The following is a 16,970-nucleotide window of genomic DNA, read 5'->3' on the forward strand; positions in this document are numbered from 1 at the left end:
CTCTACTCCTTGTAAATGCCTGATGTCAGGGTGCAGCGGTGCTACTTGATCAGGCGCTATTTGATCGGTGTGAGCGGTGGCAGCTTCCATTGGCCGTTACCCACTTCAGGCTTGGGCAGGTAAATGCGCAATACGGCGTAGAACGGGCCGGGCGGTGCGGGCAGCCAGTTGCTTTGTTCGGCTTTCGGTGGCTCGTGGTGCGCAACCAACAGCGTCAGGCCGCCATCGGCGTCGAGTTTGAAGTTGGGCAACATCCGCGAGTTGAGCAGGTAGCGCTTCTTCAGGTTCGGCACCAGCAGTTTGGTCTTGGCGTCGTACATGGTCAGCGACCAGAACGCATCCGCCGGTGGCAATTGGTCTTTGGCGAAATGCAGGGTATAGCTGTGTCGTGCGCCGTTGGCGGGCTTGCCGTCGCTGTCGATGAAGTAGCTCATATAGGCCGCTTCATCGGTGGAGTTTCCGAAGATGCCCATGTTGGCGCCGGCGTAGCGGTACAGGTAATTGTTCTGCAGGTGATCGCGGCTGCCGAACAGGTCACCGCTGGATACCTGGTGCGTATCGACCTTGTCCTTCTTGAACGCTGCAAACTCAGCCTTGCCGTCGGCGATCCCGTCTTCCAGAGCCTTGCGTTGTTCAACCGTCAGGGCCTTGAGGTCAAACGGTTTGCCGGCCTCGACGCCGATCTTGGCAAAACGTGCGAGCAGCTCTTTTTCACTGTCCTGAGGCGCTGCATAGCCCAGCATGAAGTTCAGGTAGCGGAACAGGTGCACGCTGTCGCTCATGTTGGGGGTGGGCTTGGGCCAGGCGATTTTCGGCGGCTTGATCGGTTTCGGCTGGTTCACGTAGTTGCTGAGGGTCTGGACCTTGTAGCCGCTCTGGATCTGCTTGACCTTGGCGAGGTCCTTGTCATCGAACAGTTGCGTGCGGTACAGCGCGTAGGCGATGTTGCTTTCGCTGTACACCACGCGGTCAATATTGGTCGGCTGCTGACCTTTCCAGTCAGGGCCGGCGATCATGTAGTGGCCGCCGTTGTTGCCGGTGCTGCGGGTGCCCAGGTAGCCGAAGTTCTGGGTGTAGAGGTCGATCAACTGCACCGAGTAATAGCGGTTGTCTTCGATCTTTGGCAGGGTCAGCACCACCGGCTCGGCGCGCAGGTCCAGCCAGACGAAGGAGTAGGGTGTGTCCGAATTCGGTGTAACGAACGCAGTGTCCTTGGGCGTGAACACTTGCGCGGTGTTGCCGATATGGTTGAACGGCGCCTTGAAGTTAGGCCCGGTCTTGTCGACGGCCTGGGTGTACAGGGTCTTATACATTTCCACCACCGGGAAGCCATAGAGGTAGGCTTCCTTGGCGATGGCCCGGGCTTCACTCGGCGTGGCGGTGAAATCGGCCCAGGCGCCGGTACTCATGAAAATCGAGAGGCTCGCCAACAGCAGGCGCGTCGGAGTTCGAATCATGTTGTTGCGTCCTTACTGAATCAGTCGGATGTCGTCGAGTTTCCAGCTTTTATCGAAGTAGGCCTCGGTGGGCGCATACAGTCGGAAATAGCTGAACCAGTGTTTGCCGGGCAGAGTTTGCACCCAGTTGCTCTCGAAGTCTTTTGGCGCGTGCGGTCCGAAGTAAAGATCTATCGAACCGTCGGCATTTTTCTTCAAATCCTGGCGTGACGACAGGTCGGCCTTGCGCTGTGGGTTGTCGATCAGGCAGCGGCTGTCGATGTCATACACGGTCATCGACCAGAACTGTTTGGCCGGCGGGTTGGCGCCGACGTGCAAGGTGTAGGACTTGCTGCCGTCGAGCCATTGGCCCTTGTTGTCGGTGTAGGCACCGAGGTAGGTCTGGCCCAGGCCGGGGGTCTTGGAAACCATGCCTTTGGTGTTGGTGACCGCTTCATAGAACCAGGCGCTGCGTTCCCAGAGCTGGTCATAGTAGGTAACGCGCTGGGACGGCTCGGCGATGTTGAGCACGGTGTCCCACTGCCGGTCTTTCCAGTACTGGGCCTGGGGGAAGCGTTTGGCGAAGGCATTGGCCTTGGCGATCAATTCACCCATTTGCGCGCCTTGTTCAAGGGCCTGGCGCTGACGTTCGTTGGGGTTGAACGGTTTGTCCTTTTCGATGCCCAGGCTGGACAGCATGGCCATGTAGAACCGGTCACGTTCGTTAACCGGTTCTTTCTGGATAATCCCGTGGAGGCGCTGCCAGTAAGCCATGCCCCGTGGCTGGGTGCCGGACCAGGGCTTGCCGCCGGGTGACAGCAAGCGGGTTTTCGTGGGGTTGGCACGTTGGGCGTAGGGGTACATCTTGAATTGCTCGACCAGCGCCTTGCCCTTGGCGGGGTCGGGGTCGAGTACGCGAAAACCCACCAGCACGTTCATGGTTTCCGACTTGGCCACGTAGTACTGGCCCGCATCGGCGGGTGGCTCCTGGCCGGGTGGCAGCACCAGGTACTTGCCGCCCTTGCCCTGATCAGGGCCGGTCTGGCCCATGTCGATGATTGCCCGTTGCCAGAAGTCACCAATCCCGCCTGCGGTGGGGCCGGGCGGCAGTTCGATCACCAGCGGCCCGGTTTCGTTGAGGTCGACGAAACCGAGAAGGTACGGCGTGGTGGCGTTGGCGGTGATCACGCCGAGCTTGTCTTCGTAGGTGGTCAGCACCATCAGGTCGCCACTGCGGGCGCCGAGCTTGGTGCTGAATTCGTCCTGCCATTGTGCATAGGACACCAGTGGCAAGGCCCACAGTAAACTCTGGGTGGCCTGCTGGAAATCCAGCTCGCCATACAGCTTGGCGATTTCGCTGTGGGCCGGCAGCTCGCCTTCCATGGTGATCGGACCGATGCGCGTATCCAGGGTTTGCGCCTGTGCGCTGGCGGCGAGGGCCAGCAGGCTGAAACCGGCGCTACGAAGCAGTGCCTGCATAAAATATCCTTATTTCCCGAACGTGACGTTGATCCCGGCAAACAAAGTGAACTGCGGCAGGCCATCGCCTTTGCGGGCGACCGTCCACTGCGGTTCGATATAGGCGTTGAGGATATTGCTGCCGGATTTCCAGGCCTTGCCGGCACCGAAACCGATAGGGATGTAATGGGTGTCGTTTTTCAGGTCAAACGTCCAGGTGCCGGTGGAGCGCAAGTACCAGCCCTTGGGCAGGTTATGAATGATGAACGGTTGGAAAGTGGCACTTTCCACATGGGCGCGGTCGCTGTCGCCGGCGAACGAGCTTTGGTATTGCACCAAAGCACCGAGCAGGCCACGGGGCGAGGCATCGATGGCCACCGCCGCCAGGCCGGCCTGCCACTTGCCGGTGCCCAGTTCATCGTGCTCGGCGGTAGGCGCGGTGATCTGCGGGCCGATGCCCAACTGCACGCCTTCGGTCTTGAGCAGGAAAATATCGAACAGGTTCAAGTCGCCGATCCCGGTGGTGTAGCCACTGTGGGGGTCGGGACGTGTGCTGATGGGCAACGTCGCGCGCAACAGCTGTGGCACCCCAATGAAGTCCGAGGGCGCAACGGGCAGCGTGCCGCGCAAGAGCATGTCGTTGGTATGGGCGTTAGTGTCGAATAACTTCGGGGTGTAATAGTCCTGCAGGTTTGCACCCGGTGCGAGGTTCAACGGGTTGTTACTCTTGTTGGCGGTATCGGCGTTGTCGGCCTGGGCCGAAATTGCAGGCAACACTGAAGCCACCAGCACAACGGCCGGAATATACGATGACTTAAGCATGACCACTCCCCAATTCCCTGGTGATGTTCCCGATAGCGCGTTTGTGAAGGCTAGGGGGCTGTCCTTATTCACTATTACGTGTAGGACATGTCGTTTGAAGCTAGCAGTAAATTAAAGACTCGCTAGTCAATCGAAAGAATTAGTTGTTTGTTGAGGGGGGCATCACGAACGCCATGAATAATGGCGAATTGCCTCAAATGCCGCTGCTGTGCAACGGCATCGAGGGGAAGGGATCAGAGGAGCATGGATTTGACTTTGTCACGCAACTGATCAATCGAGAACGGTTTGCCAATCACCTGGGTGCCAGCCGGTACACCGATGTTCTCGGCATAACCACTGGCGAACAGAATCGGCAGGGCGGGTCTCAGTTCACGGGCCTTGGCGGCCAGGTCAACGCCACTCATTCCCGGCAGGCCGTGATCGGTCATCATCAGGTCGATGGTGTGGGCGGTATCTTTGATGATATCCAGGGCGATTTCAGCGTCTGCCGCTTCAAGCACCTGGAACTCCAGCTCTTCGAGGACATCGACGATCAACATGCGAACGATGGCATCGTCTTCGACTACTAGGATGGTGGAGGCTGAGGCGGACATAGTGAGGGTTCCCGAGAAGTTGAGGGGGCAGGTCTTGAGCAGTCGAAAGACCATCCTCTAATGAGTCGCGTCAATCTCGGCAAGTTCCCGAAACAGGGTCGGCATTGTGCCGGGATTGAGTGGAAATGTCCCGTTCAAGGAATCGATGAGCAGGCGCGTTATGTAATCAATGCCACCATGGCCAGCAGAAAAATAGCGCTCAGGTGCAACTTTGGGGCAAACTCCCCGTTTTTCCGTATTTGGCCAAGGCATATCCATGACTCCCGCGTCGTCTGTCGATGAGAAAAGCTTCCGTAAATTGCTGGGCCGCAACGTGGCGCTGCCGTTGGGCGTTGGCGTGCTCAGCGCGGTGTTTTTCGTCGTTCTGATCACTTACCTGTTGTCGGTGATTCAGTGGGTCGAGCACACCGACCGGGTGATCAACAATCTCAACGAAACCTCGAAACTGACGGTGGACCTGGAAACCGGCATGCGCGGCTTCCTGATCACGGGGGACGAGCATTTCCTCGACCCGTATGAAGTGGCCAAGCCGCGGATCATTTCGGACTTGCGCAATTTGCAGGCACTGGTGGCGGACAATCCAGAGCAGGTGGACCGGCTCAAGCGTCTGGAGTCGTTGCAACAGGCATGGAACACTTATGCCCAGTCGATGATTGATATGCAGCGCCAAAGCGGTGATTTTCGCACCGCCGTGAAAGCCGGGCGTGGCAAAAGCCTGACGGACGAAATTCGCAAGGAGTACGACCGGGCGGTGGCGATGGAGCAACAATTCCGCATCACCCGGAATGAAGACGTTACCCGCACCACGATCATCAGCGTCACCCTGTACCTGGTGTTTGTACTCGGCCTGAGCGGCTTTCTCGCGTATGTCGGCCGAAAGAATTTGCTCGAGCTTTCAAATAGTTACAGCGAAAACCTCATGTCGCAGCAGAGGATTGCCAAGCGCCTGGAGCAGCAAGCCTGGCTGCGCAACGGCCAGACCGAACTGGCCGAGCAGGTCCTTGGCCAACTGACGTTGAGCCTGCTGGGTCGTAACATTTTGCAGTTCTTCGCCCAGTACATGGGCTCGGCGGTGGCGGCGCTGTACGTGCGTGAAGAGCACGGCGGCCTTACACGCGTGGCCACTTATGGCTTCTCCCGCGAGCAAGAGCAGCAGGAACAGTCGATCTATAACGATGAAGGCATCGTCGGCCAGTCTGCCCGTCAGGATCGCCTGATTCGCCTGGACGATGTGCCGGTGGACTACTTCAAGGTCAGTTCCGGCCTCGGCGAAGGCTCGACCCGCAGTGTGATGGTGGTACCGACCAGCGACGATGGCCGGGTCAACGGGGTGATCGAGCTGGGGTTCCTGCGTGTACTGGAAGACCGTGATGTCGAACTGCTGGAGTTGATTGCCGGCAATATCGGCACCTCCATCGAAGCTGCCCGTTATCGTCAGCGCCTGCAGGAAGTGCTGGCCGAAACCCAACAGCTTAATGAAGAACTGCAAGTGCAGCAGGAAGAGCTCAAGACCGCCAACGAAGAGCTGGAAGAACAGTCGCGCATCCTCAAGGAGTCCCAGGCCCACCTGGAAACCCAACAGGCGGAGCTGGAACAGACCAACGAACAGTTGGCCGAACAGACCCAGACCCTGGCCGAGCAGCGCGATGCCATGGATCAGAAAAACGTTGAACTCAATCGCGTACAGATCGAGCTGGAAGAGCGCGCTGATGAGTTGCAGCGCTCCAGCAAGTACAAGTCCGAGTTCCTTGCCAACATGTCCCACGAGCTGCGCACACCGCTGAACAGCTCGTTGATCCTTGCCAAGTTGCTGGCAGAGAACCCTCAGGAAAACCTCAGCGCCGAACAGGTCAAGTTCGCCGAGTCGATCTACTCGGCCGGCAACGACTTGCTCAACCTGATCAATGACATCCTCGATATCTCCAAGGTCGAAGCCGGTAAGCTGGAAATGCGCCCGGAGAACACCAGCGTTGCGCGCCTGGTGGATGGGCTGCGCGGCATGTTCGAGCCGCTGGCAGCCGACCGCAAGCTCGGGTTCCAGGTGGAGGTGCAGGAAGGCTCGCCACACATGCTGTTCACCGACCGCCAGCGCCTGGAGCAGATTCTGAAGAACCTGCTGTCCAACGCCATCAAGTTCACCGAGAAAGGTGAGGTCAGCCTGTCGGTATCCCGAGCGCCGGGGGAGGGCATCGCCTTTACCGTGCGCGACTCGGGGATTGGCATCGCCCCGGACCAGCAGGAAAGCATCTTCGAGGCCTTCCGCCAGGCCGATGGCACCACCAACCGTCGTTACGGCGGCACCGGCCTGGGCCTGTCGATTTCCCGGGACCTGGCGAACCTGCTGGGCGGCTATATCAGCGTCACCAGCGAACCTGGCCAGGGCAGTATCTTTACCCTGGTGGTGCCCGAGCACTATGTAGAGCGTGACGAAGACACCCCGGCGCTGGAACAGCCGCGCGCGGTAGTCCCTGTGCCTGCACCGGCGCCGATCAAGGTGTCGCCGATGCCGATCGCCCACGAAGCGCAGATCCCGCGCTTTATCGATGACCGCGACAAGGCTCCGTTCGCCACGCGTTGCATCCTGGTGGTGGAAGATGAGCCTAACTTCGCCCGCATCCTCTTCGATCTCGCCCATGAACTGGGTTACCACTGCCTGGTGGCCCATGGCGCAGACGAAGGCTACGCCCTGGCTGAGCAGTACATTCCCGATGCGATCCTGCTGGACATGCGCCTGCCGGACCATTCCGGCCTGACCGTGCTGCAACGCCTCAAGGAACATGCCGGGACCCGCCATATCCCGGTGCACGTGATTTCCGTGGAAGACCGCGTCGAAGCCGCCATGCACATGGGCGCCGTGGGCTATGCGGTCAAGCCGACCACCCGTGAAGAGCTCAAGGATGTGTTCGCCCGCCTGGAAGCCAAGCTGACGCAGAAGGTCAAGCGTGTGCTGCTGGTGGAAGACGATGACCTTCAGCGAGACAGCATTGCCCGCCTGATCGGCGACGATGACATCGAGATCACCGCCGTAGGCTTCGCCCAAGAGGCATTGGACCTGCTGCGCACCCACATCTATGACTGCATGATCATCGACCTCAAGCTGCCGGACATGCTCGGTAATGAGTTGCTCAAGCGCATGTCCACCGAGGATATCTGCTCGTTCCCGCCGGTGATCGTCTATACCGGGCGCAACCTGACCCGGGACGAAGAGGCCGAACTGCGCAAGTATTCGCGCTCGATCATCATCAAGGGTGCGCGTTCCCCCGAGCGCCTGCTGGACGAAGTCACACTCTTTCTGCACAAAGTCGAATCCCAGCTGTCCCATGAACGCCAGACAATGCTCAGGACCGCTCGCAGCCGCGACAAGGTCTTCGAAGGGCGCAAGATCCTGCTGGTGGATGACGATGTGCGCAATATCTTCGCCCTGACCAGTGCCCTGGAGCACAAGGGCGCGATTGTCGTGATCGGCCGTAATGGCCGCGAGGCGATCGAGAAACTCAATGAAGTCGATGACATCGACCTGGTGCTGATGGACGTGATGATGCCGGAGATGGACGGATACGAGGCCACGGCCTTGATCCGCCAGGACCCGCGCTGGCGCAAGCTGCCGATCATCGCGGTGACGGCCAAGGCCATGAAGGACGATCAGGAGCGTTGCCTGGCGGCAGGCTCCAACGATTACCTGGCCAAGCCTATCGACCTGGACCGGTTGTTTTCATTGATTCGCGTGTGGCTACCCAAGATGGAACGGATTTAATTGGAAAGAAGCACTGACATCGAACTGCGCTTGTTGATTGAGGCGATTTACCTCAAGTACAGCTATGACTTTCGTGATTACTCCGGGGCCTCGGTCAAGCGCCGCGTGGCCCATGCGCTGCGGCAGTTCGACTGCGCCACCATCTCGGCCTTGCAGGAGCGGGTGCTGCATGACCCGACGGCGTTCATGCAGTTGCTGCAGTTCCTGACGATTCCCGTCAGTGAGATGTTTCGCGACCCCTCGCACTTCCTGGCGATTCGCCAGGAAGTCGTGCCGCTGCTCAAGACCTACCCGTCGATCAAAATCTGGATCGCCGGCTGCAGCACCGGGGAAGAGGTGTATTCCATGGCCATCCTGTTGCGTGAGGAAGGCTTGCTGGAGCGCACCATCATCTACGCCACCGACATCAATCCCCGGTCCCTGGAAAAAGCCAAGCAGGGGATTTTTTCCCTTGAGAACATCCGCGCTTATACCCACAACTACCAGCAGGCCGGTGGCCAGCGTTCGTTTGCCGATTACTACACCGCGGCTTACGATCATGCGATCTTCGACAAGACCCTGCGAGAGAACGTGACGTTTGCCGATCACAGCCTGGCGACGGATAGCGTATTCTCAGAAACTCAATTAATTTCGTGTCGTAATGTACTGATTTACTTCAATAAAAAGTTGCAGGATAGGGCGTTTGGATTGTTTCATGAGTCGCTGTGTCATCGCGGCTTCCTGGTGCTGGGCAGCAAGGAAACCCTGGATTTTTCCGGCTACAGCAAACAGTTCGAACCCTTGGTCAAGCAAGAACGGATCTACCGAAAATTATGAATGAAGCTGCTGCCAGCCCGGTATCCGGGATCGAAGCTATTGTGATCGGCGCTTCCGCAGGCGGCGTCGAGGCGTTGCTGGGCATTTTTGGTGAATTGCCGGCGAGCTTCGGCCTGCCGATCATCACGGTGCTGCACCTGCCCGACGAGCGCCGCAGCCAGTTGGCGGAAGTGTTTGACCGTCGCGTATCGATGAAGGTGGTGGAAGCGCGGGACAAGGAAGTGATCCAGCCCGGTACCCTGTATTTTGCCGGCCCCGGTTATCACCTGTCGGTAGAGCACGACCGTAGCCTGTCACTGAGCCAGGAGGACCGCGTGCACCATTCCAGGCCAGCTATTGACTACCTGTTCGAGTCGGCGGCCGATGCTTACGGCGCCGGCCTGATGGCGATCCTGCTGACGGGCGCCAACCAGGACGGCGCCCGTGGCCTGGCCCATGTCAAACAGTGCGGTGGTATGACGGTGGTCCAGGATCCCGACGAGGCGCGGGTAGCCATCATGCCCCGCGCCGCCCTGGCGCTGCATACACCTGACCATATTCTTCCCTTGAGCCGCATCGGCACCTTGCTGGCTTCCCTGGAATCCTCCCCATGTTAAGTACTGTCCAGGCCAAACTGCTGATCGTCGACGATCTGCCGGAAAACCTGCTGGCCCTTGAAGCGCTGATCAAGCGCGAGGACCGCCAGGTCTACAAGGCATTGAGCGCCGACGAGGCCTTGTCGCTGCTGTTGGAGCACGAGTTCGCGATGGCCATTCTCGACGTGCAGATGCCCGGCATGAACGGCTTTGAGCTGGCCGAGCTGATGCGCGGCACCGAAAAGACCAAGAACATCCCGATCGTGTTTGTCAGCGCCGCCGGTCGTGAGCTCAACTACGCGTTCAAGGGCTACGAAAGCGGCGCCGTGGACTTCCTGCACAAGCCGCTGGATATCCATGCGGTCAAGAGCAAGGTCAACGTGTTCGTCGACCTGTATCGCCAGAGCAAGGCGATGAAACAACAGGTTGAAGCCCTGGAGCAAAGCCGCCGCGAGCAGGAAGCCTTGCTCACGCGCTTGCAGGCCACCCAGGCGGAACTGGAGCAAGCCGTGCGCATGCGTGATGACTTCATGTCGATCGTTGCTCATGAGGTGCGTACGCCCCTCAACGGGCTGATCCTGGAAACCCAGTTGCGCAAGATGCACCTGGCCCGGGATAACGCCGCCGCCTTTACCATGGACAAGATGCACGCCATGGTCGACCGCGACGAGCGGCAGATCCAGAGCCTGATCCGCTTGATCGAAGACATGCTTGATGTATCGCGTATTCGCACCGGCAAGCTGTCGATTCGCCCCGGGCGCTTTGACCTGACGCAACTGGTGCACAACCTGCTGGAGAATTTCGCCCCGCAAGTGGCGGCGGCCGAGTCCTCGGTGAAGTGGGTGCAGGAAGGGCCGGTGGAGGGCAACTGGGACGAGTTCCGTATCGAACAGGTGGTGTCCAACCTGCTGACCAACGCCTTGCGATACGGGGCCAAGAGCCCGGTGGAGGTGCGGGTTTATGCCGAGCATGGCGAAGCACGAGTGGAAGTGCGTGACCACGGTATCGGCATCAGCGAAGACAACCAGAAGCGGATTTTCCAGCAGTTTGAACGGGTGTCGGCCAACCACGCTGTCGCGGGCCTCGGCCTGGGGCTGTTTATCTCCGAGCAGATTATCGCGGCCCATGGCGGTACTATCGAAGTCGAAAGCCGGATAGGCGAGGGCGCCTTGTTTCGCGTTTGCCTGCCGTTGGCGCCCGCGGCTGGAAATCAATCGTGAATCCGACGCAACCTCTGCGTGACCCTATGGTCGTATCAGCAGCAATTGACCGGACAAAGGCTTCCCATGAGTGAAGATGCACAAGATGTTGTACTGATCGTCGAAGATGACGAATCGATTATGTTTGTGTTGGGCGAGTACCTGTCGGGGCTTGGGTACCGGGTGTTGAAGGCGATTGACGGTGAGCAGGCGTTCGAAATCCTCGCCACCAAGCCGCACCTGGACCTGATGGTCACCGACTATCGTCTACCAGGCGGTATTTCCGGCGTGCAGATCGCCGAGCCTGCGATCAAGCTGCGACCGGAATTGAAGGTGATCTTTATCAGCGGTTACCCGCAGGAGATCCTCGACTGCAACAGCCCGATCACGCGCAATGCGCCGATCCTGGCCAAGCCGTTTGACCTGGATACGTTGCAGGAACATATCCAGCGCTTGCTGGCTTAACGCCTTGCGAAGAGGGAGCGCACTCCCTCTTCAAGCCTTGATCATCTCCCTCACCGTTGCCGTCAACAAATCAAAGGTGAAGGGCTTGGTGATCATCTGCATGCCCGGGTCCAGAAAGCCGCCCCGCACCGCTGCATGCTCTGCATAGCCCGTGATAAACAACACCTTTAAGTCCGGTCGCACCTGCCGCCCGATTTCCGCCAGTTGCCGGCCGTTCATACCGGGCAGGCCAACGTCGCTGATCAGCAGGTCAATCCGCTGGCTGGACTCGATGATCGGCATGGCACTGTCGGCATCACCGGCTTCGACGAAGGCATAACCCAGTTCACTCAACACGGCGCTGACCAGCACCCGCACGGCCGGGTCGTCTTCGACGATCAGCACCGTCTCGCCAGCGTTGGCGAACGGCAGCAATGCCGGGTTGAGAGGTTCATCTGCAATGACCTCGCCGACATACCTCGGCAGGAACAGGCTGACGGTGGTGCCTTGGCCCACCACGCTGTGGATCGACACATGCCCGTGGGACTGGCGCGCAAACCCATAGATCATCGACAGCCCCAGCCCGGTGCCCTGGCCGATGGGTTTGGTGGTAAAGAACGGGTCAAAGGCGCGGCTGATCACGCTCTCGGGCATGCCGCAGCCGGTGTCGCTGACGCTCAGTTCCACATAGTCGCCAGGGGTGAGGGTGCCATAGGCTGCGGTAAACACACTGTCCAGATGGCGGTTGGTGGTTTCCACCACCAGTTTGCCGCCGTTGGGCATTGCATCCCGGGCATTGATGGCCAGGTTGAGCAGGGCGCTTTCCAGTTGATTGGGGTCGACTTCAGCGGTCCATAACTGTTCGGTCAGGCGGATGTCCAGGGTGATGCTTTCGTTGAGGCTGCGTTGCAGCAGCTCACCCATCGAACTTACCAATTGATTGATCTGTACCGGTTTTGAATCCAGCGACTGGCGACGGGAAAACGCCAGCAAGCGGTGGGTCAGGGCGGCCGCGCGGTTGGCTGAAGTGACACCCAGGTCGATCAGGCTGTCAAGGTCTTCAGTGCGGCCCCGGGCTACGCGCCTTCGCAGCAGCTCAAGGCTGCCGATAATCCCGGTCAGCATATTGTTGAAGTCATGGGCGATACCGCCGGTCAATTGGCCGACGGCTTCCATTTTTTGTGACTGGCGCAACGCTTCTTCGTTGTTGCGCAGTTGAGCCGTGCGTTCTTCCACCTGTTGCTCAAGGGTTTCCAGGGTGCTTTGCAGGCGCTGTTCGCTCTGGCTCAGGTCGATCAACCGGTCGCGTGCCTCGTATTGTCGGCGGCGTCCGCGCAGGGCCGTGGTCACGAGGCTGATCAGGGTGATCGGATGGAACGGCCGCTCCAGGAACGTCACATTGCCCAGCAGCGTACTCAAGCGTGATGAGCCGTTCTGTTCGCTGCCGCCATGATGAGTCATCAGCACGATAGGCAGGTCCGACCAGGCCGGCTGTTGGTGCAGGTAGCTCAGCAGCGGTTCCAGATCGACACCGTGCATGGCTTCGGCGGCCACAATCAGCAAGCCGGCGCCCTGTTCCAGTTCCTCGCACAGCATCTGCAAATGGCTGGCGATGATGCCGTTGAATCCGGCCTCATTGAGCATCATCAATGCCAGGGAGCTGTCGCGGCCCAGGGGCGCCAGAATGATCGCCCGTTCGGAAATGGCCGACGATCCACTCATGAACTTTCATCCTTGAGCAGCGGGTTATCGGTGCCCATATAGGTCGGCACGCCGCGCAATACACCCTGGAACGTATCCAGAGGTTCACCGATGGTCATGCCCTTGCTGCCGATACGGTATTCGCGAATCGTCGATTCATGGCTGCCGGTGCGTTTCTTGATGATCGAAATCGCGCGCCGCACCTTGCCCAAGGCTTCGAAGTAGCGCAGCAGGATTACGGTGTCGGCCAGATAAGTGATGTCCACCGGCGCCTGCATGTCACCCACCAGGCCGTGCTGGGCGACGGTCATGAAGGTCGCGGCGCCACGGCGGTTGAGGTAAAGCAGGAGCTCGTGCATGTGCAGGATCAGCGCGTTCTCTTCCGGCATCGCGGCCTGGTAGCCGTTGACGCTGTCGATCACCACGGTCTTGATCCCGCGCTCGTCCACGCAACGCCGCACCCGGTGGGAGAACTCGCCGGGAGACAGCTCGGCGGCGTCCACTTGTTCGATCAGCAGATTGCCGGTGGCTTGCAGCGCTTCCAGGTCGATGCCCATGTTGCGCATGCGCTCGAACAGCAGGCCCAGCTCTTCATCAAAAATGAACAGCGCGGCTTTTTCGCCGCGGGCGACGGCCGCTGCGGCGAAGATCATCGAGATCAGCGATTTGCCGGTACCGGCCGGGCCCAGGATCAAGGTGCTGGAACCGGTTTCGATACCGCCACCGAGCAATGCATCCATTTCACGGATGCCGCTGGTGAGGGTCTGGCGGTTGTAGCCGCCACGGTGTTCGGCCGCCACCAGACGTGGGAATACATGTACGCCGTCTTCCATGATGGTGAAGTCGTGAAAACCGCCACGGTACTTCTGGCCACGGTACTTCACGATTCGCACGCGACGGCGCTCGGCGCCGTAGTTGGGGGTCAGTTCTTCCAGGCGAATCACACCGTGGGCCACGCTGTGTACGGTTTTGTCGAGGGACTCGGTGGTCAGGTCATCCAGCAGCAATACGGTGGCGTCGTAGCGCACGAAGTAGTGCTTGATGGCCAGGATCTGCCGGCGATAGCGCAGAGAGCTTTGCGCCAGCAGGCGGATCTCAGAAAGGCTATCGATGACGACGCGGGTCGGTTTGACCCGTTCCACCACTTCGAAGATCTGGCGAGTGGCTTCGCCCAGCTCAAGGTCCGAGGAATACAGGAGGCTTTGCTGGTGCTCGGCGTTGAGCAGGCTTTCCGGCGGGGTCAGTTCAAAGATGTGAATGTGTTCGTCCAGGTCCCAGCCATGGGACTTGGCACCCTGACGCAACTCGCGCTCGGTTTCCGACAGGGTGATGTACAGCGATCGTTCGCCGTTTTTTGCCCCGGACTGGAGGAAATGCAGGGCCACGGTGGTTTTACCGGTGCCGGGTTCACCTTCCAGCAGGAACAAGTGGCTACGGGAAAGCCCCCCGGCAAGAATGTCGTCCAGACCTTCAATACCGGTGGCCGCCTTTGCTGTGAACAGCTCTTTGGATGTAGACAAGAAGTGCCCTCGGGTCACAAATAAGTAGTCGGCAGCGCCGTCTGGGGCGCGCCATATTTACTTGACCGTAGCGGTGTGTGGCGGTTCAACGTTTTGTATCAATTGCAGCGTTTACAGGCCTTGTTGCAGCGCCGGGTCGTCCGGGTTCTGCTGTTCAAGCTGCGCCAGCAGCACCTGCACATTCTGCAACTGGCCGGTTTCCTTCCAGTAATTGACCAGCAAGACCCGCGCCTTGCGATTGGCCGGGTTGCGCTGGACGATTTCTTCCAACTGGCGCTGGGCGGCCTCCAGTTCCTCCTGGGCGTGGAGGGTGGTCGCCAGGTCGTAGCGGTAATCCTGATTGTTCGGCTCCAGCTCCACTGCCCGGGACAGGCTGAGCAGGGCAAACGCGCGCTCGCCATGGTGCAGCAGCCACATGCCCAGGGCATGTTGCAGGTAGGCCGAATCGGGGTGAGCCTGCAACTGCTTGGCCAGGAGCTGGCGGGATTCGTCGACCTTGCCCTGCTTGTCCAGCAGTTCAATTTGCGCGACGACGGCTTGCAGGTTGTCCGGTTGCAGACGCATCGCCTGTTCCAGGGCATTTTGGGCATCGGGCAGCAGCGCACTGTGAATGTACAGACGGGCCAGCTGAATCCAGCCTTCGGGGCTTTCGGGTTGGGCCTTGAGCAACTTCACGTATTCGTCGAGTACCTGCTGCAACGGGCCGAAGTACAGGCCCAGGGTGTCGGGAGACAGCCCCAGCAAGGCATTGGCCGCCGCAAACCGGACGCTTTGCTCCGGGTCATCCAGCAACGGCCCGAGCAACAGTGTGCGCTGGCCGCTGGGCACCAGGCCGACAATGCTGTGAATCGCCGCCTCACGCACCATGGGCGCGTCATGGGTAAGGTCCTTGTCCGCCAGCTTCAGGGCCTGGGGGCTGGGGTAGTTAGGCAGTTCGGCATGCAGGGCGGCGCGGCGCACATCGGAGAGGTCCGGACGGCCCAGCTGTTGGTACAGCACGCGGGCGGCGCCGGGTTCGCCGTTATGCGCCTGTTTCAAGGCCTTGGCGTAACCGTGGGCGATGGCCGGGGGCACCACCACCGGGGGCGTACGGGTGAAATACCAGGTGATCAGCACAATAAACAACAGGGCGCACAGGCCGATGATGGAGTAACGGCGTGACTTTGACATGCAGGCGTCCGAAAGCTTGGCAGCTAGTGCAAAGTCACCAGCTTCGGTCAGGTCACCGCGAGTGTCAAACCCGCATCACGTCAGCACGAATTCAATGGGCTCAAGGGCCGGCGGCAGCTCGGTTTCGCCGAGGGCCGCGAGAATCTCGCGCTCCAGGGTGCGGAGGATGGCGTTGCAGGGCAGGTCATTTTCGTCAAAGCCGAAGGGGTCTTCGAGGTCGTCGCCGATTTCATCCAGGCCGAAGAAGGTGTAGCTGACGATCGCGGTAAACACCGGCGTCAGCCAGCCCAGCGGCTCGGCCATGGCGAAGGGCAGCAGAATGCAGAACAGGTAGATGGTGCGGTGCAGCAGCAGGGTATAGGGGAAGGGCAGCGGCGTGTGCTTGATGCGCTCGCACGAGGCCTGGACCTGGCTCAGGCCGTATAGCCGGGTTTCCAGTTGGGTGTAGCGCCAGTCGCTGATGTGGCCTTGTTCGGCGAGGTTCGAGCAGCGGGCGCCGAGGTCTTGCAGGATGCTGTCGGGGAGGTTGGGGTGGCTGGCCTTGGGGTTGACCCACGGTCTGATTGCTTGGGTTTCATCTTCCAGGCGCAGGCGGGCGATCAGGCCGTGGGCGAAACCGCACAGGCCACGTAGTACGCTTTCTCGGTCGGTGGGGCTGAGGATTTGGGTTTCGCGGATCAGCGAGCGTATTTCGATGATCATCTGGCCCAGTTGTTTGCGGCCTTCCCACCAGCGGTCGTAGCAGGCGTTGTTGCGAAAACTCATGAAGATCGACAGTGACAGGCCGAGGAGGGTGAAGGGTGTGGCGTTGACCTTGGAGAAGTAGGCCGGGTGCAGGGTTTCTACCAGCACGATGACTGAGGCCAGCAAGGTGACCAGCAGGCTGCGCAGGGCGATGCGCTTGGCGATTGAGCCCTTGAGGGAGAACAGGATGCCGAGCAGGTTGGGTTTGGGGCGGACGATCATGGGCGGGCTTCTTGGGTGGCGCAGGCTGTCAGGTTAGAAGCATGTTTGCGTTGCGTCCAATTGCTTGGGCTGACTGGGTGATTGGTGGGGTCTATCGTCGGGGCTTTGGGTGTACATATCCGTTATTTAGGTAACGGCCGCCTATGGTTCCGCTCTTACAGCGGGTCACTTTTGGCAAACGCCCCAAAAGTAACCAAAAGGTCTTTGCCCCACCACTCGGTGCCTCGCCTAGGCTCGGCATGCCCGCACTCCGGCCCGATTCCGCGGGCCGCCGCGACGGGCCATCCATGGCCCGGCGCGGCTAAACCGGCGTCCTGCCGGTTTACCCGCTCCACCGTGCCTACTTGCGGCCATCGTGGTTGACGGGGCCCGCAGATCAAGATCAAAAGCAAGAGCACAGCGGCCTCCCGGCCGGCTTGAGTGTTAAAAGCAAAGGCAAAGACCAAAGCGAAAGCCAAATCTGAAGCTGATGCAGCTCTGCTTTTCTGTGGGAGCTGGCTTGCCTGCGATGCAGAC

13 protein-coding genes are annotated in these 16,970 nt (G+C 59.8%); 5 read left to right on the forward strand and 8 right to left on the reverse strand.

All coding sequences use genetic code 11. The features are described 5' to 3' along the window. Positions 1 to 56 precede the first annotated feature (56 nt). From K0H47_RS00115 to K0H47_RS00130, 4 genes are all read right to left on the reverse strand, one after another. Positions 57 to 1,457, reverse strand: a complete 1,401-nt coding sequence (locus K0H47_RS00115) for a DUF1254 domain-containing protein (protein ID WP_063030066.1) — start codon at positions 1,455 to 1,457, stop codon at positions 57 to 59. Positions 1,458 to 1,469: 12 nt separating this feature from the next. Continuing rightward, entirely contained in the window at positions 1,470 to 2,915 is a 1,446-nt protein-coding gene (locus K0H47_RS00120) for a DUF1254 domain-containing protein (protein WP_219271698.1), read from the reverse strand. A gap of 9 nt (positions 2,916 to 2,924) precedes the next feature. Next, a complete protein-coding gene (locus tag K0H47_RS00125; RefSeq protein WP_177027601.1) occupies positions 2,925 to 3,716 on the reverse strand; it encodes a hypothetical protein in 792 nt (263 codons plus the stop codon). Between the two features lie 233 nt (positions 3,717 to 3,949). Then, a complete protein-coding gene (locus K0H47_RS00130) occupies positions 3,950 to 4,309 on the reverse strand; it encodes a response regulator (RefSeq protein WP_219271700.1) in 360 nt (119 codons plus the stop codon). A 256-nt stretch (positions 4,310 to 4,565) separates the two neighbouring features. Between K0H47_RS00130 and K0H47_RS00135 the strand changes: the two genes are divergently transcribed. The 5 genes from K0H47_RS00135 (at position 4,566) to K0H47_RS00155 (ending at position 11,118) form a co-directional block, all read left to right on the forward strand. Further along, complete coding sequence (locus tag K0H47_RS00135) at positions 4,566 to 8,063, forward strand: response regulator (RefSeq protein ID WP_177027602.1); 3,498 nt, start codon at positions 4,566 to 4,568, stop codon at positions 8,061 to 8,063. After that, positions 8,064 to 8,879, forward strand: a complete 816-nt coding sequence (locus tag K0H47_RS00140) for a protein-glutamate O-methyltransferase CheR (protein ID WP_063030076.1) — start codon at positions 8,064 to 8,066, stop codon at positions 8,877 to 8,879. After that, positions 8,876 to 9,475, forward strand: coding sequence for a chemotaxis protein CheB (locus K0H47_RS00145; protein WP_201142890.1), 600 nt, complete (start codon positions 8,876 to 8,878; stop codon positions 9,473 to 9,475). Before K0H47_RS00140 ends, K0H47_RS00145 begins: the two co-directional genes overlap by 4 nt. Next, positions 9,469 to 10,674: a hybrid sensor histidine kinase/response regulator gene (locus tag K0H47_RS00150; RefSeq protein ID WP_219271702.1), complete on the forward strand. Its 1,206-nt coding sequence runs from the start codon at positions 9,469 to 9,471 to the stop codon at positions 10,672 to 10,674. Before K0H47_RS00145 ends, K0H47_RS00150 begins: the two co-directional genes overlap by 7 nt. A 66-nt stretch (positions 10,675 to 10,740) precedes the next feature. After that, positions 10,741 to 11,118: a response regulator gene (locus tag K0H47_RS00155; RefSeq protein WP_010171103.1), complete on the forward strand. Its 378-nt coding sequence runs from the start codon at positions 10,741 to 10,743 to the stop codon at positions 11,116 to 11,118. 30 nt (positions 11,119 to 11,148) lie between these two features. Here the strand turns inward: K0H47_RS00155 and K0H47_RS00160 are convergent, their stop codons facing one another. The 4 genes from K0H47_RS00160 to K0H47_RS00175 all read right to left on the reverse strand — a co-directional run bounded on the left by K0H47_RS00160 (position 11,149) and on the right by K0H47_RS00175 (position 16,454). After that, the gene (locus K0H47_RS00160) at positions 11,149 to 12,819 is read right to left on the reverse strand and encodes a response regulator (protein ID WP_063030082.1); all 1,671 of its coding nucleotides are present in this window, start codon (positions 12,817 to 12,819) and stop codon (positions 11,149 to 11,151) included. Continuing rightward, on the reverse strand, positions 12,816 to 14,318 hold the full coding sequence (locus K0H47_RS00165) for an ATPase domain-containing protein (protein WP_063030086.1): 1,503 nt from the start codon (positions 14,316 to 14,318) through the stop codon (positions 12,816 to 12,818). The genes K0H47_RS00160 and K0H47_RS00165 overlap by 4 nt, the downstream gene beginning before the upstream one ends. A 111-nt stretch (positions 14,319 to 14,429) precedes the next feature. Further along, positions 14,430 to 15,488 carry a lipopolysaccharide assembly protein LapB gene (locus K0H47_RS00170; protein ID WP_063030088.1) on the reverse strand — a complete coding sequence of 353 codons (1,059 nt, stop codon included), beginning with the start codon at positions 15,486 to 15,488 and terminating at the stop codon, positions 14,430 to 14,432. Positions 15,489 to 15,563: 75 nt separating this feature from the next. Further along, the gene (locus tag K0H47_RS00175; protein ID WP_219271703.1) at positions 15,564 to 16,454 is read right to left on the reverse strand and encodes a bestrophin family protein; all 891 of its coding nucleotides are present in this window, start codon (positions 16,452 to 16,454) and stop codon (positions 15,564 to 15,566) included. Positions 16,455 to 16,970 lie beyond the last annotated feature (516 nt).

It is taken from the genome of Pseudomonas sp. Xaverov 83 (assembly GCF_019352905.1).
GTDB lineage: Bacteria > Pseudomonadota > Gammaproteobacteria > Pseudomonadales > Pseudomonadaceae > Aquipseudomonas > Aquipseudomonas yamanorum.

What these genes read in the sequence shown, in the direction of transcription:
- K0H47_RS00160 (WP_063030082.1), bottom strand. Translation starts at nt 12,819, where the DNA reads ATGAGTGGATCGTCGGCCATTTCCGAACGGGCGATCATTCTGGCGCCC.
- K0H47_RS00125 (WP_177027601.1), bottom strand. Translation starts at nt 3,716, where the DNA reads ATGCTTAAGTCATCGTATATTCCGGCCGTTGTGCTGGTGGCTTCAGTG.
- K0H47_RS00155 (WP_010171103.1), top strand. Translation starts at nt 10,741, where the DNA reads ATGAGTGAAGATGCACAAGATGTTGTACTGATCGTCGAAGATGACGAA.
- K0H47_RS00150 (WP_219271702.1), top strand. Translation starts at nt 9,469, where the DNA reads ATGTTAAGTACTGTCCAGGCCAAACTGCTGATCGTCGACGATCTGCCG.
- K0H47_RS00145 (WP_201142890.1), top strand. Translation starts at nt 8,876, where the DNA reads ATGAATGAAGCTGCTGCCAGCCCGGTATCCGGGATCGAAGCTATTGTG.
- K0H47_RS00170 (WP_063030088.1), bottom strand. Translation starts at nt 15,488, where the DNA reads ATGTCAAAGTCACGCCGTTACTCCATCATCGGCCTGTGCGCCCTGTTG.
- K0H47_RS00135 (WP_177027602.1), top strand. Translation starts at nt 4,566, where the DNA reads ATGACTCCCGCGTCGTCTGTCGATGAGAAAAGCTTCCGTAAATTGCTG.
- K0H47_RS00120 (WP_219271698.1), bottom strand. Translation starts at nt 2,915, where the DNA reads ATGCAGGCACTGCTTCGTAGCGCCGGTTTCAGCCTGCTGGCCCTCGCC.
- K0H47_RS00175 (WP_219271703.1), bottom strand. Translation starts at nt 16,454, where the DNA reads ATGATCGTCCGCCCCAAACCCAACCTGCTCGGCATCCTGTTCTCCCTC.
- K0H47_RS00115 (WP_063030066.1), bottom strand. Translation starts at nt 1,457, where the DNA reads ATGATTCGAACTCCGACGCGCCTGCTGTTGGCGAGCCTCTCGATTTTC.
- K0H47_RS00130 (WP_219271700.1), bottom strand. Translation starts at nt 4,309, where the DNA reads ATGTCCGCCTCAGCCTCCACCATCCTAGTAGTCGAAGACGATGCCATC.